A 24,398-nucleotide genomic window follows, 5' to 3' on the forward strand; every position below is an offset into this window, starting at 1 on the left:
GGTCGCCTCGAGCGACCGGGCATTTTTATGGGTGGGGTTTCAGGCCGTGGCCAGGGACGGCTTGTGCGAGGCACTCAAGAAGCGCAGCAAGGCCAACAGCGGAAAGGCGCTGCCGACGATCACCACCCACAACCAGCCGCCGTGCTCGTACACCGCACTGGCAATCGATGAGCCGAAGGCGCCGCCGACGAAGATGCTGGTCATGTACAGCGCATTCAGCCGGCTGCGACTCTTGGCGTCGAGGGCGTAGATGGTGCGCTGGCCCAGGACCATGTTCATCTGCACGCAGAAGTCCAGGACCACGCCGGTCACCGCCAGGCCGATCACGCTGTAGAGCGGTTGGATGAACGCCGGCAGGAAACTCAGGCTGGCGAACAGCATCGCCAGCAGCGAGGCGTTGCGGGTATGGCCGGCATCCGCCAGGCGACCGGCGATGGGCGCGGCGATGGCACCGATGGCGCCGACCAGGGCGAACAGGGCGATTTCAGTCTGGGACAGGCCGTGGTTGCGTGACAGTTCCAGCGGCACGGCGGTCCAGAACAGGCTGAACGTGGCGAACATGCAGGCTTGGTAGAACGCCCGTTGGCGCAACAGCGGTTGTTGGCGCAGCAGGGTGCCGAGCGAACCCAGCAGTTGACCATAAGAGGCGCTGTGGTCGGGCTGGCGCTTGGGCACGGTCAGCGCCAGGACGATGCTGATCGCGGCCATCAACGCGGCAGCGATGATGAACATGGCCCGCCAGCCAAAGTGATCGGCCACGACGCTGGAGACCGGCCGCGCCAGCAGGATCCCGAGCAGCAGGCCGCCCATGATCCCACCGACGACCCGCCCCCGGGATTCCTCTGGTGCCAGGTGCGCGGCCAGCGGAATCAGGACTTGCACCGACACCGAACTGAATCCCACCAGCAACGAGACCAGCAGGAACACATTCGGCTGGTCAGTGAACGCCGCCCCCAACAGGCTGGCAATCGCCACCAGCGTGGTGAGAATCATCAACCGACGGTTTTCCAGCAAGTCACCCAACGGCACCAGGAAAAACAGGCCCAGGGCATAACCGATCTGGGTCAGCGAGACGATCAGGCTGGCCATGGTGCTGCTCAGGCCGACATCGGGTGCGATCAGTTCGATGATGGGTTGGGCGTAGTAGATGTTGGCGACAATGGCGCCGCAGCAGAAGGCGAAGAGCAGGACCATGCCGCGGGTCAGGGTGCTGCCGGGCGAGGTGGGTGAATGAGCACTCATGGCAATCTCATCGATCAATTGAAAGGATGGCGTGAGGCTAAAGACTTGCAGGGCTCAGGAACAGGCTTTGCGGCTGATATCAGACATGCCGGGGATTAATGGTAACGATCAGATCCTGTGGGAGCGAGCTTGCTCGCGATAGCGGCTTCATTCCAACATCATTGATGCAGAACAGACCGTTATCGCGAGCAAGCTCGCTCCCACAGGTTTGGACTTGGCTGACAGCCTGGCTTTGAGGCGAGTCGAGCCTTACTGGCCGCTATAGATCTGGTCGAAAATCCCGCCATCATTGAAGTGAGTCTTCTGCACCGTGCGCCAGTCGCCGAAGGTTTTTTCCACGGACAGGAAGTCCACTTTCGGGAAGCGGTCGGTGTATTTGGCCAGTACTGCCGGGTCCCGTGGGCGCAGGTAGTTGGCGGCGGCGATTTCCTGGCCTTCGGGCGACCACAGGTACTTGAGGTAGGCCTCTGCCGCTTCGCGGGAGCCTTTCTTCTCGACGACTTTGTCGACCACGCTCACCGGTGGCTCGGCTTCGGCGGAAACGCTTGGGTAGATCACTTCGAACTGATCGCGGCCGAACTCGCGGGCGATCATTTCCGCCTCGTTTTCAAAGGTCACCAGCACGTCACCGATCTGGTTGGTCATGAAGGTGGTCGTCGCGGCGCGACCGCCAGTGTCCAGGACCGGCGCCTGCTTGAACAGTTTGCCGACGAAGGCCTTGGCCTTGTTCTCGTCACCGCCATTTTTCAGCACATAACCCCAGGCCGACAGGTAGGTGTAGCGACCGTTGCCGGAGGTTTTCGGGTTGGGCACGATCACCTGCACACCGTCCTTGAGCAGGTCGGGCCAGTCCTTCAGTGCTTTCGGGTTGCCTTTGCGCACGATGAATACCGTGGCCGAGGTGAACGGCGCGCTGTTGTTCGGCAGGCGGGTGACCCAGTTCTCGGGCACCAGTTTGCCATTGTCCGCCAGGGCGTTGATGTCGGTGGCCATGTTCATGGTGATGACATCCGCCGGCAGCCCGTCGATCACCGAGCGCGCCTGCTTGCTGGAGCCGCCGAACGACATTTGCACGGTGATGTTTTCGTTGTGCTCGGCCTGCCAGTGCTTCTGGAAGGCTGTGTTGTAGTCCTTGTAGAAGTCGCGCATGACGTCGTAGGAAACGTTAAGCAGGGTCGGGGCGGCGTGGGCCAGGCTGCCGAAGGTCAGGCCAACGGCGAGAAGGGAGGCGCCAAAGAAGTTCTTCACTTATACGAATTCCTTTTTATTTGAACGGGGATTCCGGGCAATTAGCCAGCACACTAGCTGCATGCCTATAGACCTTCAAGCATCAAAAAGTGCTTTGCTTATTCCAATTTCTTAAACAGTGCATTGCCACAACGGGAGCAGAAAGCGGCGCCGTGTTCGTGGTTGTTTTTGCTGCACACCGGGCAATCGTGCTTGAGCTGGTCACCGCGCATGGCCGTGGCCAGTTCAGCCGTGAAAATACCCGTTGGCACGGCGATGATCGAGTAACCGGTGATCATCACCAGGGACGACACCACTTGGCCCAGGGGTGTCTTGGGCACGATGTCGCCGAAGCCTACGGTGGTCAGTGTCACGATAGCCCAATAGATACCCTTGGGGATGCTGGTGAAACCGTGCTCGGGGCCTTCGATGACGTACATCAGCGTGCCGAAGACGGTCACCAGGGTCGAGACGCTGACCAGGAACACGATGATTTTCTGCTTGCTCCCGCGCAGCGCCGCCATCAGGTAGTTGGCTTGCTTGAGGTAAGGGCTGAGCTTGAGCACGCGGAAAATCCGCAGCATGCGGATGATCCGAATGATCAACAGGTATTGGGCATCGCTGTAGTACAGCGCCAGGATCCCCGGCACGATCGCCAGAAGATCCACCAGGCCGTAGAAACTGAAGGCATAGCGCAGCGGCTTGGGCGAGCAGTACAGGCGCAGGCCGTATTCGACGATGAAGATGAACGTGAAGCCCCACTCGATAGCCGCCAGCAGGGCCGCATAGTGCTTGTGCACGCTGTCGATGCTGTCGAGCATCACGATCACCAGGCTGGCGAGGATGATCAACAGCAGGGTGCTGTCGAAGCGCCGGCCGGCCACGGTGTCGGTCTGGAAAATGATCACGTAGAGGCGTTCACGCCAGTTGTCGCTGCTTTGCATAATCTTCGCCTGAACCGGAATCAGCGAAGCCTAGGGGGATTGCCCCGTACAGCGCAAGGCGCGATGTCGAGGCTGGCCTGGCGCCACGCCCGGCCGGTGGCCTGGATCAGCCAGCAGGCGAGGATGAACGGCGCTGTCAGGGGCGGCAGGCCGAGGGCGTTAAAGCCTGGCGTGAGCATGATTGCCAGGACGATGCCCATCAGCGGCAGCCATGGGCGGCGCTGTTGGCTGAGGGCCAGCGCCACCAACACCGGGTTATAGCCGCCCAGCCCGGACAGGGCGGATGCGTTTTCATGCTGCGAGAGGGTGAAGGCCAGGCCGACCGCGGAAGCGAACAATGCCCAAGCACCGGCGCGCCGGTTGGCCAGCAGCAGCCCGGCGGCGATCAGCGCGCCAGCCGCTGGATGGCCGAGAAACATGACCTGGCCCAGTCCGCTCAAATGAGCGGCCAGCAGGTTGGGCAGGGTCATTTCAATCGAGGTGGCGGCGGGCTGCGGCAAGGTGAAACCCATCAGCAGCCAGGCCAGCCCGACAAAGGGCGCGGTGTAGGCGGGCAGGCAGCGAGGGCCTCGGGTGCGCTTGAGCCATTGCTGGGTCAGTATCGCGCTGAGGCCACCTGCGGCGATGATCAACGGTGGCAACAGGACGGACCAGGGCAACGCCAGGCTCAGCAGCAAGCCCAGCAGGATGCCGTTGTAGCTGAACAGTCCGGCTTGCCGGTCGGCCTTGGGGTAACCGCGTCGCTGGGCCGTCAACAACCCGGCCACACCGCCGAGCAACGCGCCGCCGAACAGGGCGGGCGCCGTGAGCAGAATCGCCAACAGGCACAGCAGGCCGCACAGCGGATGGCGCTGGAGAAAGACTTGGCTGAAGCCGTTGAGCAGGGCGGTGGCCCAGTCGGGGCAGTGGGTGTTGGGCATGGTAGGTGTGTGTCAGAGGGACCGAGTCGACTTCATCGCGAGCAAGCTCGCTCCCACAAGGCACCGCAGCCCCCTGTGGGAGCGAGCTTGCTCGCGATGAGGCCAGTACAGACGCTAGATCAACGTCTCGATGCGCAGCGAGTTGGTCGACCCCGGCTGCCCGAACGGTACGCCCGCGGTGATCAGCAAGGTATCGCCACGCTGGGCCATGCCTTGGGCCTGGGCGATTTCCAGGGCGGTGGAACAGACTTCGTCCACCTGCTTCAACCGATCATTGACCACCGAGTGCACGCCCCAGGCCACCGTCAGGCGGCGGGCGGCCTGCAGGTTCGGCGTGAGGTTGAGGATCGGCACCGTCGGCCGTTCCCGCGCCGCGCGCAGGCTGGAGCTGCCTGATTCGCTGTAGTTCACCAGCACCGCCACCGGCAGGATGCTGCTGATGCGCCGGATCGCGCAGCTGATGGCATCCGACACCGTGGCCTCGGCTTTCGCTCGGCTGACGTCCAGTTGCGCCTGGTAGTCGGGACCGTTTTCCACCTGGCGGATGATCTTGCTCATCATCTGCACGGCTTCAAGGGGGTAATCCCCTGAGGCGGTTTCCGCCGACAGCATCACCGCATCAGCCCCTTCGGCCACGGCGTTGGCAACGTCAGTGACTTCGGCGCGGGTGGGCGCCGGGGAAAAGCGCATCGACTCGAGCATCTGGGTGGCCACCACCACCGGTTTGCCCAGGGCGCGGCAGGTGCCAATGATGTTTTTCTGAATCTGCGGCACGCTTTCGGCCGGGACTTCGACCCCCAGGTCGCCGCGGGCGACCATGATCGCGTCGCTCAATTCGGCGATTTCCCGCAGTTGGGCCACCGCCGACGGTTTCTCGATCTTCGCCATCAGGAACGCCTTGTTGCCGATCAGCGCGCGAGCCTCGCGGATGTCCTCGGGCCGCTGCACGAACGACAACGCTACCCAGTCCACGCCCAGCTGCAGGCCGAAACTCAAGTCGCGCCGGTCCTTGGCGGTCAACGGGCTCAAGTCGAGCACGGCCTGGGGCACGTTCACGCCTTTGCGGTCCGACAGTTCGCCGCCGTTGAGCACTTCGGTGTCGATGGCGTCGCGGTGTCTGGCGGTCACGCGCAGGCGCAACTTGCCGTCGTCCAGCAACAGGTCCATGCCGGGCTCCAGGGCCGCGACGATTTCCGGGTGGGGCAGGTTGACCCGGCGTTGATCACCCGGCGTCGGGTCCAGGTCCAGGCGCAGGGCCTGGCCCCGTTGCAGCAGGACCTTGCCGTCGGCGAACTGGCCAACCCGCAGCTTCGGGCCTTGCAGGTCCATCAGGATGCCCAGGGGGTAATTGAGCTGCTGCTCGACGTCACGGATCCACTGGTAGCGCTGGGCGTGGTCGGCATGGTCGCCGTGGCTGAAGTTCAGGCGGAAGATGTTCACGCCGGCCTGTACCAGCTCGCGGATGTCATCGATGCCTCGGGTGGCGGGGCCGAGGGTCGCGAGGATCTTGACCTTTTTATCAGGCGTCATGTTTGGGGTTCTCGAGGATCAGGATGGCGCGAAAGTCGTTGACGTTGGTGCGGGTCGGTTCGGTGACGATCAGCGCATCCAGGGCGGCGAAGTAGCCGTAGCCATTGTTGTTATCCAACTCGTCGCTGGCGCACAGGCCCAGTTCGGCAGCGCGGCGATAGCTGTCCGGGGTCATGAGGGCGCCGGCGTTGTCTTCGGAACCGTCGATGCCGTCGGTGTCGCCAGCCAGTGCATAAATGCCGGGATGGCCCTTGAGGCTGTCGGTCAGGCTCAGCAGGAATTCGGCATTGCGCCCGCCACGGCCATCGCCGCGCACGGTGACGGTGGTTTCGCCGCCGGAGAGAATCACGCACGGTGCCGCCAGCGGCTGGCCGTGCAGGGCGATTTGCCGGGCGATGCCGGCGTGGACTTTCGCCACCTCCCGGGATTCGCCTTCCAGGTCGCCGAGGATCAACGGGCTGAAACCGGCTTGGCGAGCCTTCACCGCTGCGGCTTCCAGGGATTGCTGGGGACGGGCGATCAATTGGAAGTGGCTGCAGGCCAGGCTCGGGTCGCCGGGCTTGACGGTTTCCGACGCTGGGCTGTGCAGCCAGTCGCGCACCGATGCCGGCACATCGATGCGGTAGCGCTGGAGAATCGCCAGGGCTTCGGCCGATGTACTGGGGTCGGCCACCGTGGGGCCGGATGCGATGACCGTGGCCAGGTCGCCCGGCACATCGGAAATCGCGTAGGTGTACACCGTCGCCGGCCAGCAGGCCTTGCCCAGGCGCCCGCCCTTGATTGCCGAGAGGTGCTTGCGCACGCAATTCATCTCGCCGATGGTCGCACCGGACTTGAGCAAGGCTTTGTTGATCGATTGCTTGTCGGCCAGGGTGATGCCTTCGGCTGGCAAGGCGAGCAGGGCGGAGCCGCCGCCGGACAAGAGAAAGATCACCCGGTCGTCTTCGCTGAGATTGCTCACCAGCTCCAGGACTCGCTGGGCCACGGCCAGGCCCGCGGCGTCAGGCACCGGGTGGGCGGCTTCCACCACTTCTATTTTCTGGCAGGGCGCGCCATGGCCGTAGCGGGTTACCACCAGGCCGGACACTTCACCCTGCCAGCAGCGCTCGACCACTTGCGCCATGGCCGCCGCGGCCTTGCCGGCGCCAATGACGATCACTCGGCCGCTGCGGTCGCTGGGCAGGTAGTGCTCAAGGACGTGGTGCGGATGGGCCGCATCGATGGCTGTGGCAAACAGCTCGCGCAGCAGTTGTTGCGGATCGACCGACATGGCGGGCTCCCGGTTTTTATTATTAGTGTTGATGCGAACCCTGTGGGAGCGAGCTTGCTCGCGATAGCGGTTTTACATTCAACAAAGATGTTGGCTGGGCTACCGTTATCGCGAGCAAGCTCGCTCCCACAGGGGGGCAGGGTCTATTTGTCGCGAATCGAGAAATTGGCCATATGCTCCAACCCCTTGATCAGCGCCGAGTGATCCCAGTGGCTGCCGCCAATGGCCGCGCAGGTGCTGAACACTTGTTGGGCGTTGGCGGTGTTGGGCAGGTTGATGTTCAGTTCCTTGGCGCCTTGCAGGGCCAGGTTCAGGTCCTTCTGGTGCAGGCTGATGCGGAAGCCCGGGTCGAAGGTGCCCTTGATCATGCGTTCACCGTGTACTTCGAGGATCTTCGACGACGCGAAACCGCCCATCAGTGCTTCACGGACCTTGGCCGGGTCGGCACCGTTTTTCGCGGCGAACAACAACGCTTCGGCCACCGCCTGGATGTTCAGGGCGACGATGATCTGGTTCGCCACTTTGGCGGTCTGGCCATCGCCATTGCCGCCCACCAGGGTGATGTTCTTGCCCATGGCCTGGAACAGCGGCAGGGCCCGCTCGAAGGCGGCGCTGTCGCCACCGACCATGATGCTCAGGGTCGCAGCCTTGGCACCGACTTCACCACCGGAGACCGGGGCATCGAGGTACTGCGCGCCTTTTTCATTGATCTTCGCCGCGAACGCCTTGGTGGCGGTGGGGGAGATCGAACTCATGTCGATCACCACCTTGCCCGCGCCCACGCCCGCCGCTATGCCGTCGGCGCGCAACAGCACGTCCTCGACCTGCGGCGTGTCCGGGACCATGACGATGATGAACTCGGCTTCCTGGGCCACTTCCTTCGGGTTGGCCAACGCCACCGCGCCACCGGCCAGCAGGTCGGCCGGAGCCGCGTCGTGGTGCTGGGACAGGAACAGGCTGTGGCCGGCCTTTTGCAGGTTCAGTGCCATGGGGTGGCCCATGATGCCGGTGCCAATGAATCCGATTTTAGCCATGGGAAAATCCTCTTGTTTTTGTATTGCTTCAAGCAAATGAGGGAGTGCTTTCTGTGGGAGCGAGCTTGCTCGCGATGACGGTGTGTCAGCCAGGAAATGAGTGACTGGACTGACGCCATCGCGAGCAAGCTCGCTCCCACAAGGGGGAACTGCATCAGATCGCGTTATGGGTTTTCAGCCAGCCCAGGCCTGCTTCGGTGGTGGTCAGCGGCTTGTATTCACAGCCGACCCAACCCTGGTAGCCGATGCGGTCCAGGTGTTCGAACAGGAAGCGGTAGTTGATTTCCCCCGTGCCCGGCTCGTTGCGGCCCGGGTTGTCCGCCAGTTGCACATGGTTGATCTCGCCCAGGTGTGCCGACAGGGTCCGGGCCAGGTCACCTTCCATGATCTGCATGTGGTAGATGTCGTATTGCAGGAACAGGTTGGCGCTGCCCACCTGCTCCCGGATCGACAAGGCCTGGGCGGTGTTGTTCAGGTAGAAGCCAGGAATGTCGCGGGTATTGATGGCTTCCATCACCAGCTTGATGCCTTTGGCCTGCAACTTTTCGGCGGCGTATTTCAGGTTGGCGACGAAGGTTTTCTCCACCAGGGTTTCACTGCAGTTCTGCGGACGAATCCCCGACAGGCAGTTGACCTGCGTGTTGCCCAGCACCTGGGCATAGGCGATGGCCAGGTCGACACCGGCGCGGAACTCCTCGACCCGGTCCGGCAGACAGGCGATGCCACGTTCGCCCTTGGCCCAGTCGCCGGCCGGCAGGTTGAACAGCACTTGGGTCAGGCCGTTGGCGTCGAGCAAGGCCTTGAGTTCGGCGGAGCTGTAGTCATAGGGGAACAGGTATTCGACACCACTGAAGCCAGCCTTGGCGGCGGCTTCGAAACGGGCGAGGAAATCCTGCTCGGTGAACAGCATGGACAGGTTGGCGGCGAAACGCGGCATGGTGGTCTCCTGTGAATGTTTATCAGGCCCCCTGTGGGAGCGAGCTTGCTCGCGATAGCGGTGTGTCTGCTTGCATCCAGGTTGAATGTAGCGCCGTCATCGCGAGCAAGCTCGCTCCCACAGGGACGCCGGTCGGTCAATCGAGCAACGAAATGGCGGTCGGTGCATCGTTGCCCACAAGCGCCAAGTCTTCAAACTCATTGACGGCATTGATCTCGGTGCCCATGGAGATGTTGGTCACCCGCTCCAGGATGATCTCGACGATCACCGGCACCTTGAACTCCTCGATCATCGCTTGGGCCTGGCGCAGCGCCGGTTGGATACCCGCCGGTTCGAACACCCGCAGCGCCTTGCACCCCAGGCCCTCGGCCACGGCAACGTGGTCCACGCCATAGCCGTTGAGTTCCGGGGCGTTGAGGTTGTCGAAGGACAGTTGCACGCAATAGTCCATGTCGAACCCGCGCTGGGCCTGGCGAATCAGGCCCAGGTAGGAATTGTTCACCACCACATGGATGTAGGGCAGCTTGAACTGCGCACCCACCGCCAGCTCTTCGATCATGAACTGGAAATCATAGTCGCCCGACAGCGCCACGACCTTGCGGCTCGGATCGGCCTTGACCACCCCCAGCGCCGCCGGAATCGTCCAACCCAAGGGACCGGCCTGGCCGCAGTTGATCCAGTGGCGTGGTTTGTAGACGTGGAGGAACTGCGCCCCGGCGATCTGCGACAGGCCGATGGTGCTGACGTAGCAGGTGTCCTTGCCGAACACCTGGTTCATTTCTTCGTACACCCGCTGTGGCTTGACCGGCACGTTGTCGAAGTGAGTCTTGCGCTGCAGGCTGGCCTTGCGTTGCTGGCAGTCCTGCAGCCAGGCGCTACGGTTTTTCAGTTTGCCGGCGGCTTGCCATTCGCGGGCCACTTCGATGAACACCGTCAAGGCCGAGGCGGCGTCGGAAACGATGCCCAGGTCAGGGGTGAAGACGCGGCCGATCTGAGTCGGCTCGATGTCCACATGAATGAACGTGCGGCCTTCGGTGTAGACGTCCACCGAACCGGTGTGACGGTTGGCCCAGCGGTTACCGACGCCCAGCACCACGTCGGACTTGAGCAAGGTCGCATTGCCGTAGCGGTGGGATGTTTGCAGGCCGACCATGCCGACCATCTGCGGATGATCGTCGGGAATGGTGCCCCAGCCCATCAAGGTGGGGATGACTGGGATACCGGTCAGTTCGGCGAACTCCACCAGCAGGTCGCTGGCATCGGCGTTGATGATGCCGCCGCCGGCCACCAGCAATGGACGCTCAGCCTGATTGAGCATCGCCAGGGCTTTCTCGATCTGCACGCGATTGGCCGCGGGTTTGGCCAGCGGCAGCGGTTGATAGGCGTCGATGTCGAACTCGATCTCAGCCATCTGCACGTCGAACGGCAGGTCGATCAGCACCGGGCCCGGGCGGCCGGAGCGCATTTCGAAGAACGCCTTCTGGAAGGCATACGGCACCTGGCCTGGCTCCAGCACGGTGGTTGCCCACTTGGTCACGGGTTTGACGATGCTGGTGATATCCACAGCCTGAAAGTCTTCCTTGTGCATACGGGCGCGGGGGGCTTGCCCGGTGATGCACAGAATCGGGATCGAATCGGCCGAAGCGCTGTAGAGGCCGGTCACCATATCGGTGCCGGCCGGGCCCGAAGTGCCGATGCATACACCGATATTGCCGGCCTTGGTCCGGGTGTAACCCTCGGCCATGTGCGAGGCGCCTTCAACGTGGCGAGCGAGGACATGATCGATGCCACCCACCTTCTGCAGGGCGGAGTACAGCGGGTTGATCGCGGCACCCGGGATGCCGAAGGCCGTGTCCACGCCTTCACGGCGCATCACCAGAACGGCGGCTTCGATTGCTCTCATTTTGCTCATGGTTTTGTGCCTCTTACGTTTTGTAATTGTATACAAGTGGCTTTGTGCAGAGTGTATTCATGGCGAACGACGAAGGTCAATCCATTTCCTCAAGCACCTGTTTCATTCGTCGGAAGGTCAGGTTTTGCTGCTCTACTTCATCAGTTAAGGCGATTTGTGAAAATTATTGTATACAAAAATATTCAGTGTTGTGTTCTATTTGTGAGGTTCGGTTTTTCTGAAAGTGAAGCCAAAAGGCTTTTCCATAACAAAAGAAGGACAGCACCCATGAGCGCTCTAACCTTGAAAGTCGCCGTCAACCTGGCCGGGCAAGCCCTTGCCGCCGGTCGTGAAATCAGCGCTGCGCCCTTGACCGTCGCGGTCCTGGACAGTGGCGGACACCTGATTGCCTTGCAGCGCGAAGACGGCGCCAGCCTGCTTCGCCCGCAGATCGCCATCGGCAAGGCCTGGGGCGCCATCGCCCTGGGCAAAGGCTCGCGCCTGCTCGCCCAGGACGCCCAACAACGCCCGGCGTTCTTTGCCGCCTTGAATGGGTTAGGGCAGGGCAACGTCGTACCGGCCCCGGGTGGGGTATTGATCAGGGATCAGGACGGGAGGGTGCTGGGGGCGATTGGTGTCAGTGGTGATGTTTCGGATGTGGATGAGCAGGTGGCGGTCAGGGCGGTGGAGGCGTTGCAGTTGAGGGCGGATGTGGGGGTGGTTGCTTGATTTTGGGGTGAATGGACTGGCGCCATCGCGAGCAAGCTCGCTCCCACAGGTTTGATGCCAGACACATAGTGTCTAAATACCGCAAACCCAGTGTGGGAGCGAGCTTGCTCGCGATGACGATCTGTCAGACACATCCAGCCAAGAGTCAGCCCGGCATCCAAAAATCAACTGGCCTAGCCTTTGATGACCTGATTATTGGAGAGGCGAAGGAATGCCTGATCTACCTGCTTCACATCGCTTGCGCATTGGCCGTTACGGTGAGTTGAGTCGAATCTATTTATTGACCACTAACACGGTTGAGCGAAAGCCGATTTTCCAGGACTTCGCTTTAGGCAGATTGGTCGTTGAACAATTTCGGTTTGCCCAGGATAAGAAATGGGCGAAGTCATTGGCTTGGGTGGTTATGCCTGATCACTTCCATTGGTTGATCGAATTGCAGCAAGGCTCGTTGAATGAGTTGATGCAAAAAACCAAGTCCTTGAGTGCTCGGGCGGTGAACCTGTCCACTGGACGACAAGGTAGCCTGTGGCAACAGGGATACCATGACCGAGCGCTGCGGCGCGAGGAGGACTTGGTCAAGCTCGCTCGCTATGTTGTCGCCAACCCGCTGCGGGCAGGTCTGGTGACGCGATTGGGTGACTATCCACTGTGGGATGCAATATGGGTTCAATCTGAAGTCGAGGTGCCTTCAATCGCGAGCAAGCTCGCTCCCACAGGGTTGATGCTGGACACATGATGCCTAGACACCGCAAACCCAGTGTGGGAGCGAGCTTGCTCACGATTGAAGGCAACTCGGTCTTCAGTCTGGCTCACACCCCTTCAACACCAACCGAATGATCGTCTGCGCCGCCGCTTCGTAATCCGCTTCATCCAGCTTCGCCTTGCCGGTCACGGCGCTGATCTGCCAGTCGAAGTCGGCATAGGTCTGGGTGGCGGCCCAGATGCTGAACATCAGGTGGTTGGGGTCGATGGGGGCGATCTGGCCGCGGTCGATCCAGGTCTGGATGCAGTCGATGTTGTGCCGGGCCTGGGCGTTGAGTTGTTCCACCAGATCGGGGCTCAGGTGGGGGGCGCCGTGCATGATTTCGCTGGCGAAGACTTTCGAGGCGAAGGGCAGATCGCGGGAGATGCGGATCTTGGAGCGGATGTAATGGCTCAGCACCTCGCCGGGCACGCCGTCGGCATTGAACGGGGTCGAGGCCTGGAGAATCGGCTCGATGATGCTTTCCAGCACCTCGCGGTAGAGGTTTTCCTTGGATTTGAAGTAGTAGTAGACGTTGGGTTTGGGCAGGCCGGCCTTGGCCGCGATGTCGCTGGTCTTGGTCGCGGCGAAGCCCTTGTCGGCAAATTCTTCGCTGGCGGCACGCAGGATCAATTCTTTGTTGCGCTCGCGGATTGTGCTCATAAACCCAGGGGTTCCTTGCCTGTTCTGGCGGTGGCGCATGGTAGCACCGGCTTCGCGCGGCGCTCAAGAATGCCCCAAGGCGCCGCGGCTCGCGGTATGCTGCGCGGCATTATTATTCAAGGAGCCCCCTCCATGGCTGGAAGCAGTTTGCTGGTACTGATCGACGACATCGCCACCGTGCTCGACGATGTGGCGCTGATGACCAAGATGGCCGCCAAGAAAACCGCCGGCGTGCTCGGCGATGACCTGGCGCTCAATGCCCAGCAAGTGTCGGGTGTGCGTGCCGAGCGGGAGCTGCCAGTGGTGTGGGCGGTGGCCAAGGGGTCGTTCATCAATAAATTGATCCTGGTGCCGTCGGCGCTGGCGATCAGCGCCTTCGTTCCTTGGTTGGTGACGCCCTTGTTGATGGTGGGCGGCGCCTATTTGTGTTTCGAAGGGTTCGAAAAACTTGCCCACAAGTTCCTTCACAGCAAGGCCGAGGACCAGGCCGAACATGCGCAACTGGTCGAGGCGGTGGCGGATCCGGCGGTCGATCTGGTGGCCTTTGAAAAGGACAAGATCAAGGGCGCGGTGCGCACCGACTTCATTCTCTCGGCCGAAATCATCGCGATCACCCTCGGCACCGTCGCTGACGCAGCACTGACCCAGCAGGTGATCGTCCTGTCGGGCATCGCCATCGTCATGACCGTTGGCGTCTATGGTCTGGTGGCCGGGATCGTCAAGCTCGATGACCTGGGACTCTGGTTGACGCAGAAGCCAGGCCAGGCCGCCAAAAGCATCGGCGGTGCGATCCTGAGGGCGGCACCCTACATGATGAAAAGCCTGTCGGTGATCGGCACTGCGGCCATGTTCCTGGTGGGCGGTGGCATCCTGACCCATGGCGTGCCAGTGGTGCATCACTGGATCGAAGGCGTGGCAGCCAGTGCCGGTGGTGCCGGGTTTATCGTGCCGACGCTGCTCAATGCCGTGGCCGGGATCGTTGCCGGGGCGGCGGTGTTGGCGGGGGTGATGGTGGTCGGCAAGCTCTGGAAAGCGCTGAAAGGCTAAGACTGGCAACCCATGACAACTGTGGGAGCGAGCTTGCTCGCGATGAGGGCCTGACATTCAACATTTATGTTGTCTGACAGAGCGCTATCGCGAGCAAGCTCGCTCCCACAGTGGGTTTGGGGTGGTCGAAAGTTACTCGGCGATCTGCAACTTGCGCGACTCGGTGTACACGTACCGCACCTTTTCATACTCGAACGGCGTGTTCAGTTGGCCATAACGGAAGCTGGTCTGGTAGCGCCTGTCCACGCCGCGCAGGAGCAGCAGTTCCGGGTGGTTGGAGCTGACTTCGGCGACGTTGAGGAAGTTGATCGCCGATTCGGCCGTGTAGTCCACCAGCAGGCCAGAGGTGTCGCGCAGGTTCGACGGGCCGAAGATCGGCAGTACGAAATACGCGCCGCCTGGCACGCCATAGAAGCCCAGGGTCTGACCGAAGTCTTCGCTCTGGCGCGGCAGGCCCATGGCGGTGGCCGGGTCCCACAGGCCGGCGATGCCCACGGTGGTGTTGAGCAGCAGCCGCGCCGTGGTTTCCATTGAACGCTTGCCCTTGAATTGCAGCAGGCTGTTCATCAGGTTCGGCACGTCCCCCAGGTTGTTGAAGAAGTTGCTGACCCCGGTGCGCACGAAGCCTGGGGTAATGTAGCGATAGCCATCGACGATGGGCAGGAAGACCCATTGGTCGAAGCGGTAGTTGAAGTGATAGACCCGGCGGTTCCAGGATTCCAGCGGGTCATAGACGTTCAACGCGTTGAGGGTCGAGCGCTCGAACTCGCGCTGGTCCAGCCCCGGGTTGAACTTGAGTTTGGTCAGCGGTTCCTTGAAGCCGTCCGAATCCACCACCACAGGCGCGTTGGCTTTGCTGTTGTCGGCGTGGACCATGCCCGCACTCATTAACGCAGCGATAAGCAGCAGATATTTAGCCACGGAAAAACTCCAGCATGGCGTCGCTGTTGACGCGGTAGTTAAGGTTGCCGCAGTGGCCGCCCAGTGGATAAACCGTCAGGCGATCGCCAAAGGTCTTGCGCAGGAAGCCCAGGTCGCCCGGGCCGAGAATGACGTCGTCGGCATTGTGCATGACGGCAATCTTCGGGCTGTCGTGCAGGTAATCCTTCAGCGCGTACAGGCTGACTTGGTCGACCAGTTGCAGCAGGCTGCCGCCGTCGGTGCGTGCGCGCCACATCGGGATCACCTGCTCGGTGAGGTAACAGTCGAAATCGCATTGCAGCGCACGCTTGAGGAACGGCGTCAGGCTGGTGCTTTCGGTAATCGGGAACTTGGGTGGGATGATCAGGCCGCGACGGTTGATCAGGTCCGAGGTGAACGCGATGTCGGCTGCCGAGAAACGGAACGAGGTGCCGATCAACATCGCCATCTGTTCATTGCTCAAGTGCTGCTTGGACTGTTGGAAGTCGTAGAGCAGGGCGTCGTTGAGGTCGATGTAGCCTTTTTGCTGGAAGTAACGGGTCAGCTTGTTCAGTACCAGTTCATAGAAGGTCGTGGTGCTGTTGATGCCCTTGACCTCGGTCTGGACCAGTTTGTCCAGGTTGGTGATCGAGGTGTAGAGGTTCACCGGCGGGTTCAGCAGCAGCACTTTCTTGAAATTGAAGCTGCGCCGGGTTTCGTCCAGGTGGGCGACAAAGGCCGCATCCAGGGCGCCGAGGCTGTAGCCGGTCAGGTAGTACTCGGTCACTGGCAGCTTGGGGTTCTGCGCGCGCACGGCCTGCATCACCCGGTACATGTCCTCGGCGTCTTCCTTGGAAATGCCCGGCGTGGCAAAGCGCGACGCGGCACTCATGAAGTCGAAACTGGTGGGCGAGGACAACTGCACCACGTGGTAGCCGGCCTTGTAGTAGAGGCGCTTGAGGTATTCGTTGAGGGTGCTGTCGTAGCGCGCACCGGTGCCGGCGATCAGGAAGATCAGCGGCGCGGGCTTGTCCTGGGTAGCCATGCGGTAGGTGAGGCTTTTAACCGGCCAGAAGTTGTCCGGCAGGATGAACTCGCGTTCCGGGCGCAGGGTCAGGCTGTGGTCGGCCTGATTGATGTCTTCGATCAGCGGCAGCTCCGGACGCAGGTCCGGCGGCGTGGTGGCGATGGTCGCCTCGAACGGGTTGGTCAAGGGGTAGCCATAGCTGGCGGCGTCAATATCTGCCGCCAGCGCGGACGCACTCAGGATAAGGCCGCCGAGGAGGGCAGCGAAGCGCAAGGAACGGAGCATGACTGGATCCCTTAGAGGAAGGTGCCGAATGAAGTTCGCAGCCTATGACCACCGAAGCGGAGCCAAGTGCCATGACGGGCACAAAACAGGCACGGACGGGGCGCGATAGTAGCGGGACGATACACGGTCATGCGCAGTGGCGGCTAGTTATCTGGCATTTACCGGATTTGGCCTGCAAATCTCACGTGTGAGAAAGCGCAAATTGCCCGGAAACAGTAGCTGGCGTTCTGATGTCGTTTCTCGTTGCCTCGACGTCGCAGACAGAGCAGGTTGCGGAACGGCACAGGTTGATGATCAATCCTGTCAGTACTCCACTGGCGTTCAGACCGGTTTGAGGGCGAGCGTGATGGGGGCGCTGAGCATCATAACTATACGTTGACGCCGCCCGACATCCGTCGGGCGCAGCACTTTCGGGGAAGTAACGATGAAGATGCGACGACTCTTGGGCGCAGGTGCCGCACTGGTACTGGCCGTCAGTTCCACCTTGGCCAGCGCCGAAACCAAAACCCTGAGCATCGGTTACGTTGACGGCTGGTCCGACAGCGTCGCGACCACCCACGTGGCCGCCGAAGTGATCAAGCAAAAACTCGGTTATGACGTGAAGCTGCAAGCGGTCGCGACCGGGATCATGTGGCAAGGCGTGGCCACCGGCAAACTCGATGCGATGCTGTCGGCCTGGCTGCCAGTGACCCACGGCGACTACTGGACCAAGAACAAGGATCAAGTGGTCGATTACGGCCCCAACTTCAAGGACGCAAAAATCGGCCTGATCGTGCCGGAGTACGTCAAGGCCAAGTCGCTCGAGGATCTCAAGACCGACGACTCCTTCAAGAAGCGCATCGTCGGCATCGACGCCGGTTCAGGCGTGATGCTCAAGACCGAACAGGCAATCAAGGATTACGACCTGACCGGTTATCAACTCAAGGCCAGTTCCGGCGCCGGCATGATCGCCGAGCTGACCCGTGCCGAGAAGAAAAACGAATCCATCGCGGTCACCGGTTGGGTGCCGCACTGGATGTTCGCCAAGTGGAAACTGCGCTTCCTGGAAGACCCGAAAGGCGTCTACGGCGCGGCTGAGACTGTAAACAGCATCGGCAGCAAGGAGCTGGGCACCAAGGCCCCGGAAGTGGCCGAGTTCCTGAAGAAATTCCAGTGGGCGTCGAAAGACGAGATCGGCGAAGTCATGCTGGCGATCCAGGAAGGCGCCAAGCCGGACGCCGCTGCCAAGGACTGGGTCGCCAAGCACCCGGACCGCGTGAAGGAGTGGACCGGCAAGTAATTAGCCTGGTTTGACTGTTCCGAAGCCGCATGACGTTGTGTCATGCGGTTTTTTTGTGCCTGCAATTCCTGGGTTCTACACCGAGCCCTGTGAGAGCAAGGCTTGCCCGCGATGGCATCGCCTAGGTCTCAAGTTCAAGCGAGGTGCCTGCATCGCGGGCAAGCCTTGCTCCCACAGAGGCTCGCTCCCACAGGGGGGATTACGAGAAATGTGCGGGAAACTGGCAAAACCGTCATGTCGTTCTAATACTAAGGTCGTCTGGAACCTGGCCTTGAGCCGCATAGAGTAGAGTCGTTCCAATTAAATCTGTGCTGCGAGGATAAAAACAATGAACGACAGCATTTACCTCTCGATTCAAAACAGCCCGCGCTTCAAGGAGCTGGTGAGAAAAAGGGAAAAGTTCGCCTGGATTCTCTCGGCGATCATGCTTGGGCTGTATTCCGGCTTCATTCTTCTGATCGCCTACGGGCCACACATTCTCGGGGCCAAGATCACGCCTGAGTCCACCATCACCTGGGGTATTCCCATCGGTGTCGGCCTGATTGTCTCGGCCTTCATCCTGACCGGCATCTACGTGCGGCGCGCCAACGGCGAGTTTGACGACCTGAACAATGCGATTCTCAAGGAGGCTCAGCAATGATCCGGCGTCTACTGGCTCTATTGAGCATCGCAGCGTTCGCACCAGGCGCCTGGGCGGCTGACGCCCTGACCGGTGCCGTGCAGAAACAACCCCTCAACGTCGCGGCTATCCTGATGTTCGTGGCCTTCGTCGGCGCGACTTTGTACATCACCTACTGGGCGTCCAAGAAAAACAACTCGGCGGCCGACTACTATGCGGCCGGCGGCAAGATCACCGGTTTCCAGAACGGCCTGGCAATCGCGGGCGACTACATGTCGGCGGCGTCCTTCCTGGGCATTTCCGCGCTGGTGTTCACGTCCGGTTATGACGGCCTGATCTACTCCATCGGCTTCCTGGTGGGCTGGCCGATCATTCTGTTCCTGATCGCCGAGCGCCTGCGTAACCTGGGTAAGTACACGTTTGCCGATGTGGCGTCCTATCGCCTGGGCCAAACCCAGATCCGTACCTTGTCTGCCAGCGGTTCGTTGGTGGTGGTGGCGTTCTACCTGATCGCGCAAATGGTCGGTGCCGGCAAGCTGATCCAACTGCTGTTCGGCCTGGACTACCACGTTGCGGTGATCCTGGTGGGTATCCTGATGTGCCTCTATGTGCTGTTCGGCGGCATGCTGGCCACCACATGGGTGCAGATCATCAAGGCGGTCTTGCTGCTGTCGGGTGCTTCGTTCATGGCGTTGATGGTCATGAAGCACGTCAACTTCGACTTCAACATGCTGTTTGCCGAAGCGGTGAAGGTTCACCCTAAAGGCGAGGCGATCATGAGCCCCGGCGGCCTGGTGAAGGATCCGATCTCGGCCTTCTCCCTGGGTCTGGCGCTGATGTTCGGTACCGCTGGCCTGCCGCACATCCTGATGCGCTTCTTCACCGTGAGCGACGCCAAGGAAGCGCGCAAGAGCGTACTGTATGCCACCGGCTTCATCGGTTACTTCTATATCCTGACCTTCATCATCGGCTTCGGCGCGATCCTGCTGGTCAGCACCAACCCGGCCTTCAAGGACGCGGCAGGTGCCTTGCTGGGCGGTAATAACATGGCAGCGGTGCACCTGGCCAACGCCGTGGGCGGCAGCATCTTCCTGGGCTTCATCTCGGCGGTAGCCTTTGCCACCATCCTGGCGGTAGTGGCGGGCCTGACCCTGGCCGGTGCCTCGGCGGTGTCCCATGACCTGTATGCCAGCGTGATCAAGAAAGGCAAGGCCAACGAGAAGGACGAGATTCGCGTCTCGAAAATCACCACCATCGCCCTGGCGGTGCTGGCGATCGGCCTGGGTATCCTGTTCGAGAAGCAGAACATCGCGTTCATGGTGGGCCTGGCGTTCTCCATCGCGGCGAGCTGCAACTTCCCGGTACTGCTGCTTTCGATGTACTGGAAGAAGCTGACCACCCGTGGCGCCATGATTGGCGGTTGGCTGGGCCTGGTCAGTGCCGTGGGCCTGATGATCCTCGGCCCGACCATCTGGGTACAGATCATGGGTCACGAGAAGGCGATCTTCCCGTATGAATACCCGGCGCTGTTCTCGATGGCCATTGCGTTCGTCGGCATCTGGTTCTTCTCCATCACCGACAAGTCGGCTGAAGGCGCAAACGAACGGGCGCTGTTCTTCCCGCAGTTCGTGCGTTCGCAGACTGGCCTGGGGGCGAGTGGGGCGGTTAACCATTGATGTAGCGATAAGAGCTTGAAGAAATACCCCGGTCGAGAGGCCGGGGTATTTTTTTGTGCCGGGTTTAAGGGGGCCAGGGCTGCCGTCATCGCGAGCAAGCTCGCTCCCACAGGGGATTGGGTTCCAGTGTGGGAGCGAGCTTGCTCGCGATGGCGCCAGTCCGGCCGCCACTGCATAAAAGGAGGCACAAACAAAACAGCCCCCGCTCTTATATAAGAAGCGGGGGCTGTTTCAATGCAGCTTGGGACCTATCGCAAGGCAGGTCTTACTTGCGGTCTTCCAGCTGGGTGATGTCACGCGACTCGTAGCCGGTGTACAGCTGGCGCGGGCGGCCGATCTTGTACGGGCTGGAGAGCATTTCCTTCCAGTGGGAGATCCAGCCGACGGTCCGCGCCAGGGCGAAGATCACGGTGAACATGCTGGTTGGAATGCCGATCGCCTTGAGGATGATCCCCGAGTAGAAGTCGACGTTCGGGTACAGCGAGCGCTCGATGAAGTACGGGTCGGTCAGGGCGATCTCTTCCAGGCGCATGGCCAGTTCGAGTTGCGGATCGTTCTTGATCCCCAGTTCCTTGAGCACTTCGTCGCAGGTCTGCTTCATCACGGTGGCGCGCGGGTCGCGGTTCTTGTAGACCCGGTGACCGAAGCCCATCAGCTTGAACGGATCGTTCTTGTCCTTGGCCTTGGCGATGAACTTGTCGATGTTCGAGACATCGCCGATTTCATCGAGCATGGTCAGCACCGCTTCGTTCGCACCGCCGTGGGCAGGGCCCCAGAGTGCGGCGATACCGGCGGCGATACAGGCGAACGGGTTGGCACCCGAGGAGCCGGCCAGGCGCACGGTGGACGTGGAGGCGTTCTGCTCGTGGTCGGCATGGAGGATGAAGATCCGGTCCATGGCCTTGGCGAGCACCGGGCTGATCGGTTTGATCTCGCACGGGGTGTTGAACATCATATGCAGGAAGTTCTCTGCATAGGTCAGGTCGTTGCGCGGGTACATCATGGGCTGGCCCATGGAGTACTTGTAGACCATGGCTGCCAGGGTCGGCATCTTCGCCACCAGGCGGATCGCGGAAATTTCGCGATGCTGGGGGTTATTGATGTCCAGGGAGTCGTGGTAGAAGGCCGAGAGAGCGCCGACAACGCCGCACATGACGGCCATCGGGTGGGCATCGCGACGGAAGCCGTTGAAGAAGGTCTTCAACTGCTCGTGAACCATGGTGTGGTTCTTCACGGTGCTGACGAACTGGGCCTTTTGCTCTGCGGTCGGCAGCTCGCCGTTGAGCAGCAGGTAGCAGGTTTCCAGGTAGTCCGATTTTTCAGCCAGTTGCTCGATCGGGTAGCCGCGGTGCAGCAGGATGCCGTTGTCGCCGTCGATGTAGGTGATTTTCGACTCGCACGAGGCGGTCGACATGAAACCTGGGTCAAAGGTGAAACGGCCCGTGGCCGTCAGGCCCCGTACGTCGATTACATCGGGACCAACGGTGCCGGTTAAAATGGGCAGCTCGACGGGGGCTGCGCCCTCGATGATCAACTGCGCTTTTTTGTCAGCCATGTGGCCTCCTATTAATGCTTGAAATCATCAGACAGACCCCCCACGCAGGGCCCGCACCACTATAGTGAGATAAATCCGAAAGTCAATTTGCCTAAAGTCTTGCTCCAGAAGGCTTTAACCGCACTTTTTCCGCGAAATTACCTGCCGTTTACGCCTTTTGCGCCATATGTGCAATGCGCTATTAGGGGAAGGTGAACGCGTTGTCATTAGTAGCCTAACTGTCTATACTCGGCCACCGACCGCCAGGGGCTTTTGGGCCTGCTTTCTTGGGGGTCGTCACTCCCTGGGTGGTGAGTACCTGACCAGTGCGCGCCCCAACAACTTTGCCCTGATTGTTAGGGGCTCTTCAGTGTGAAAAAAAAGCCGTGAAAAGCCAACGACCTGTAAACCTAGACCTAAGGACCATCAAACTCCCAGTCACTGCTTACACGTCCATTCTTCACCGTATTTCCGGTGTCATCCTCTTCGTCAGCCTGGCCATCATGCTTTATGCATTGGACAAGTCGCTCGATTCGGAAGAAGGCTTCGGTCAGGTGAAAGCGTGTCTGACCAGTCCGCTAGCCAAGCTAGTGATTTGGGGCATCCTGTCCGCCTTGCTGTATCACTTGGTCGCCGGTGTGCGCCACTTGATCATGGACATGGGCATCGGTGAGACGCTGGAAGGCGGCAAGCTGGGCTCGAAAATCATTATCGCCGTGTCTGCGGTGCTGATCGTTCTGGCAGGAGTCTGGATATGGTAACCAACGTCACGAACCTTTCGCGTTCGGGCCTCTACGACTGGATGGCCCAGCGTGTGTCTGCGGTCGTTCTCGCGGCTTACTTCATTTTCCTGATCGGATATGTCGTGGCAAACCCAGGCCTGGGCTATGCCCAATGGCATGAACTGTTCGCAAACAACTGGATGCGTATCTTCAGTCTGCTGGCACTTGTCGCACTGGGCGCTCACGCCTGGGTCGGCATGTGGACCATTGCGACCGACTACCTGACGCCCATGGCGTTCGGCAAGTCGGCGACTGCCGTACGTTTCCTTTTCCAGGCAGTATGCGGCGTTGCGATGTTCGCTTACTTCGTCTGGGGTGTGCAGATTCTCTGGGGTATCTGATCCATGGCTAACATTCCAACGATTTCTTTCGACGCCATCATCATTGGTGGTGGCGGTGCCGGCATGCGCGCAGCGCTGCAACTGGCACAGGGCGGTCACAAGACTGCCGTGATCACCAAGGTTTTCCCGACCCGTTCGCACACTGTTTCCGCCCAGGGTGGCATCACCTGCGCCATCGCTTCGGCCGACCCGAACGATGACTGGCGCTGGCACATGTACGATACCGTCAAGGGTTCCGACTACATCGGTGACCAGGACGCTATCGAATACATGTGTCAGGAAGGCCCGGCCGCGGTGTTCGAACTGGACCACATGGGCATGCCCTTCTCGCGTACCGAGCAAGGCCGTATCTACCAGCGTCCGTTCGGTGGCCAGTCCAAGGATTACGGCAAGGGCGGCCAGGCTGCGCGTACTTGCGCGGCGTCCGACCGTACCGGTCACGCACTGCTGCACACCCTGTACCAGGGCAACCTGAAAGCCGGTACCACGTTCCTGAACGAGTACTACGCCGTCGACCTGGTGAAGAACCAGGACGGCGCCTTCGTCGGTGTGATCGCGATCTGCATCGAAACCGGCGAAACCACCTACATCCGCGCCAAGGCCACCGTACTGGCGACCGGCGGTGCAGGCCGTATCTACGCATCCACCACCAATGCCCTGATCAACACCGGTGACGGCGTCGGCATGGCCCTGCGTGCTGGCGTGCCGGTACAAGACATCGAAATGTGGCAGTTCCACCCGACCGGCATCGCCGGCGCCGGCGTACTGGTGACCGAAGGTTGCCGTGGTGAAGGTGGTTACCTGATCAACAAGCACGGCGAGCGTTTCATGGAACGTTATGCGCCGAACGCCAAGGACCTTGCCGGTCGTGACGTTGTGGCTCGTTCGATGGTTAAAGAGATCATCGCCGGCAACGGCTGTGGCCCGAATGGCGACCACGTGATGCTCAAGCTCGATCACCTGGGCGAGGAAGTGCTGCACAGCCGCCTGCCAGGTATCTGCGAGCTGTCCAAGACCTTCGCCCACGTCGACCCGGTCGTCGCGCCGGTTCCAGTGGTTCCAACCTGCCACTATATGATGGGCGGCGTTGCCACCAACATCCACGGCCAGGCGATCACCCAGAACGGCGAAGGCGTGGACGAAATCATCCCTGGCCTGTTCGCAGTGGGTGAAGTGGCGTGCGTATCGGTCCACGGTGCCAACCGCCTGGGCGGCAACTCGCTGCTCGACCTGGTGGTCTTCGGTCGCGCTGCCGGCCTGCATCTGGAGAAAGCGCTGACCGACGGTATCGAATATGACGATGCCACCGATGCCAACATCGAAGCTGCCCTGGCGCGTCTGTCCGCTCTGAACGAGCGTACCGAAGGCGAAGACGTGGCAACCCTGCGTCGCGAGCTGCAGAACTGCATGCAGAACTACTTCGGTGTGTTCCGTACCGGCGAATACATGCAGAAGGGTATCGCCCAGCTGGCGCAATTGCGTGAACGAATCGCCAACGTGAAGATCAACGATAAGTCGCAGGCGTTCAACACTGCCCGTATCGAAGCGCTGGAATTGCAGAACCTGCTGGAAGTGGCCGAAGCCACCGCCATCGCCGCAGAAGTGCGTAAAGAGTCCCGTGGTGCCCACGCCCGCGAAGACTTCGAAGACCGTGACGACGAAAACTGGCTGTGCCACACCTTGTACTTCCCGGGTGAAAAACGCGTCGCCAAGCGTGCCGTGAACTTCTCGCCGAAGACTGTTCCGACTTTCGAACCAAAAGTCCGGACTTATTAAGGG

21 protein-coding genes and 1 pseudogene are annotated in these 24,398 nt (G+C 60.9%); 9 read left to right on the forward strand and 13 right to left on the reverse strand.

Annotation, left to right across the window (positions count from 1 at the left end):
- Window positions 1-39 precede the first annotated feature (39 nt).
- From AO356_RS19605 to gcl, 9 genes are all read right to left on the reverse strand, one after another.
- Window positions 40-1,242 (reverse strand): MFS transporter, encoded by a 1,203-nt coding sequence (locus AO356_RS19605; protein WP_060741141.1) that lies wholly within the window; start codon window positions 1,240-1,242, stop codon window positions 40-42.
- A 249-nt stretch (window positions 1,243-1,491) separates the two neighbouring features.
- Complete coding sequence (locus AO356_RS19610) at window positions 1,492-2,490, reverse strand: sulfate ABC transporter substrate-binding protein (RefSeq protein WP_060741142.1); 999 nt, start codon at window positions 2,488-2,490, stop codon at window positions 1,492-1,494.
- A gap of 98 nt (window positions 2,491-2,588) precedes the next feature.
- Complete coding sequence (locus tag AO356_RS19615; protein WP_060741143.1) at window positions 2,589-3,413, reverse strand: ion transporter; 825 nt, start codon at window positions 3,411-3,413, stop codon at window positions 2,589-2,591.
- Between the two features lie 20 nt (window positions 3,414-3,433).
- A complete protein-coding gene (locus AO356_RS19620) occupies window positions 3,434-4,333 on the reverse strand; it encodes an urea transporter (RefSeq protein WP_060741144.1) in 900 nt (299 codons plus the stop codon).
- 114 nt (window positions 4,334-4,447) lie between these two features.
- Window positions 4,448-5,863 (reverse strand): pyruvate kinase, encoded by a 1,416-nt coding sequence (gene pyk, locus AO356_RS19625; protein WP_060741145.1) that lies wholly within the window; start codon window positions 5,861-5,863, stop codon window positions 4,448-4,450.
- Window positions 5,853-7,133: a glycerate kinase type-2 family protein gene (locus AO356_RS19630; RefSeq protein WP_060741146.1), complete on the reverse strand. Its 1,281-nt coding sequence runs from the start codon at window positions 7,131-7,133 to the stop codon at window positions 5,853-5,855. The genes pyk and AO356_RS19630 overlap by 11 nt, the downstream gene beginning before the upstream one ends.
- Before the next feature lie 143 nt (window positions 7,134-7,276).
- Window positions 7,277-8,167 (reverse strand): 2-hydroxy-3-oxopropionate reductase, encoded by an 891-nt coding sequence (locus AO356_RS19635; protein WP_060741147.1) that lies wholly within the window; start codon window positions 8,165-8,167, stop codon window positions 7,277-7,279.
- A gap of 154 nt (window positions 8,168-8,321) precedes the next feature.
- Complete coding sequence (gene hyi, locus AO356_RS19640) at window positions 8,322-9,104, reverse strand: hydroxypyruvate isomerase (protein WP_060741148.1); 783 nt, start codon at window positions 9,102-9,104, stop codon at window positions 8,322-8,324.
- Between the two features lie 136 nt (window positions 9,105-9,240).
- Complete coding sequence (gene gcl, locus AO356_RS19645) at window positions 9,241-11,016, reverse strand: glyoxylate carboligase (RefSeq protein WP_060741149.1); 1,776 nt, start codon at window positions 11,014-11,016, stop codon at window positions 9,241-9,243.
- A 267-nt stretch (window positions 11,017-11,283) separates the two neighbouring features.
- On the opposite strand from gcl, the gene AO356_RS19650 reads away from it, so the two are divergent.
- The gene (locus tag AO356_RS19650; RefSeq protein WP_060741150.1) at window positions 11,284-11,724 is read left to right on the forward strand and encodes a GlcG/HbpS family heme-binding protein; all 441 of its coding nucleotides are present in this window, start codon (window positions 11,284-11,286) and stop codon (window positions 11,722-11,724) included.
- A 211-nt stretch (window positions 11,725-11,935) separates the two neighbouring features.
- Window positions 11,936-12,391, forward strand: a pseudogene (locus AO356_RS19655) (REP-associated tyrosine transposase); the annotation flags it as partial.
- 132 nt (window positions 12,392-12,523) lie between these two features.
- Here the strand turns inward: AO356_RS19655 and AO356_RS19660 are convergent.
- Complete coding sequence (locus tag AO356_RS19660) at window positions 12,524-13,129, reverse strand: TetR/AcrR family transcriptional regulator (RefSeq protein WP_014339596.1); 606 nt, start codon at window positions 13,127-13,129, stop codon at window positions 12,524-12,526.
- Window positions 13,130-13,261: 132 nt separating this feature from the next.
- Here AO356_RS19660 and AO356_RS19665 point away from each other — a divergent pair, with 132 nt between their 5' ends.
- Window positions 13,262-14,176 (forward strand): DUF808 domain-containing protein, encoded by a 915-nt coding sequence (locus tag AO356_RS19665; protein ID WP_060741151.1) that lies wholly within the window; start codon window positions 13,262-13,264, stop codon window positions 14,174-14,176.
- A 132-nt stretch (window positions 14,177-14,308) separates the two neighbouring features.
- On the opposite strand, the gene AO356_RS19670 is transcribed toward AO356_RS19665, so the two are convergent.
- Both AO356_RS19670 and AO356_RS19675 read right to left on the reverse strand, forming a co-directional pair.
- On the reverse strand, window positions 14,309-15,097 hold the full coding sequence (locus AO356_RS19670; protein ID WP_060741152.1) for a VacJ family lipoprotein: 789 nt from the start codon (window positions 15,095-15,097) through the stop codon (window positions 14,309-14,311).
- Window positions 15,090-16,388 carry a serine/threonine protein kinase gene (locus tag AO356_RS19675; protein ID WP_060741153.1) on the reverse strand — a complete coding sequence of 433 codons (1,299 nt, stop codon included), beginning with the start codon at window positions 16,386-16,388 and terminating at the stop codon, window positions 15,090-15,092. Before AO356_RS19675 ends, AO356_RS19670 begins: the two co-directional genes overlap by 8 nt.
- Before the next feature lie 424 nt (window positions 16,389-16,812).
- Between AO356_RS19675 and AO356_RS19680 the strand changes: the two genes are divergently transcribed.
- The 3 genes from AO356_RS19680 to AO356_RS19690 all read left to right on the forward strand — a co-directional run bounded on the left by AO356_RS19680 (window position 16,813) and on the right by AO356_RS19690 (window position 19,962).
- Window positions 16,813-17,667, forward strand: coding sequence for a glycine betaine ABC transporter substrate-binding protein (locus tag AO356_RS19680; RefSeq protein ID WP_060741154.1), 855 nt, complete (start codon window positions 16,813-16,815; stop codon window positions 17,665-17,667).
- Between the two features lie 328 nt (window positions 17,668-17,995).
- Window positions 17,996-18,307: a DUF485 domain-containing protein gene (locus tag AO356_RS19685; RefSeq protein ID WP_060741155.1), complete on the forward strand. Its 312-nt coding sequence runs from the start codon at window positions 17,996-17,998 to the stop codon at window positions 18,305-18,307.
- A complete protein-coding gene (locus AO356_RS19690) occupies window positions 18,304-19,962 on the forward strand; it encodes a cation acetate symporter (protein WP_060741156.1) in 1,659 nt (552 codons plus the stop codon). The genes AO356_RS19685 and AO356_RS19690 overlap by 4 nt, the downstream gene beginning before the upstream one ends.
- 265 nt (window positions 19,963-20,227) lie before the next feature.
- Here AO356_RS19690 and gltA read toward each other — a convergent pair whose 3' ends face one another.
- Window positions 20,228-21,517: a citrate synthase gene (gene gltA, locus AO356_RS19695; protein ID WP_003204440.1), complete on the reverse strand. Its 1,290-nt coding sequence runs from the start codon at window positions 21,515-21,517 to the stop codon at window positions 20,228-20,230.
- 365 nt (window positions 21,518-21,882) lie between these two features.
- Between gltA and sdhC the strand changes: the two genes are divergently transcribed.
- From sdhC to sdhA, 3 genes are read left to right on the forward strand one after another with little or no spacing between them, the layout of a single operon-like run.
- On the forward strand, window positions 21,883-22,257 hold the full coding sequence (sdhC, locus tag AO356_RS19700) for a succinate dehydrogenase, cytochrome b556 subunit (RefSeq protein WP_003179220.1): 375 nt from the start codon (window positions 21,883-21,885) through the stop codon (window positions 22,255-22,257).
- Window positions 22,251-22,619, forward strand: coding sequence for a succinate dehydrogenase, hydrophobic membrane anchor protein (gene sdhD / locus AO356_RS19705; RefSeq protein ID WP_003204438.1), 369 nt, complete (start codon window positions 22,251-22,253; stop codon window positions 22,617-22,619). The genes sdhC and sdhD overlap by 7 nt, the downstream gene beginning before the upstream one ends.
- 3 nt (window positions 22,620-22,622) lie before the next feature.
- Window positions 22,623-24,395, forward strand: coding sequence for a succinate dehydrogenase flavoprotein subunit (gene sdhA, locus AO356_RS19710; protein WP_060741157.1), 1,773 nt, complete (start codon window positions 22,623-22,625; stop codon window positions 24,393-24,395).
- The last annotated feature ends 3 nt before the right edge of the window (window positions 24,396-24,398 follow it).

The sequence above is a fragment of the Pseudomonas fluorescens genome (assembly GCF_001307275.1).
GTDB lineage: Bacteria > Pseudomonadota > Gammaproteobacteria > Pseudomonadales > Pseudomonadaceae > Aquipseudomonas > Aquipseudomonas fluorescens_AA.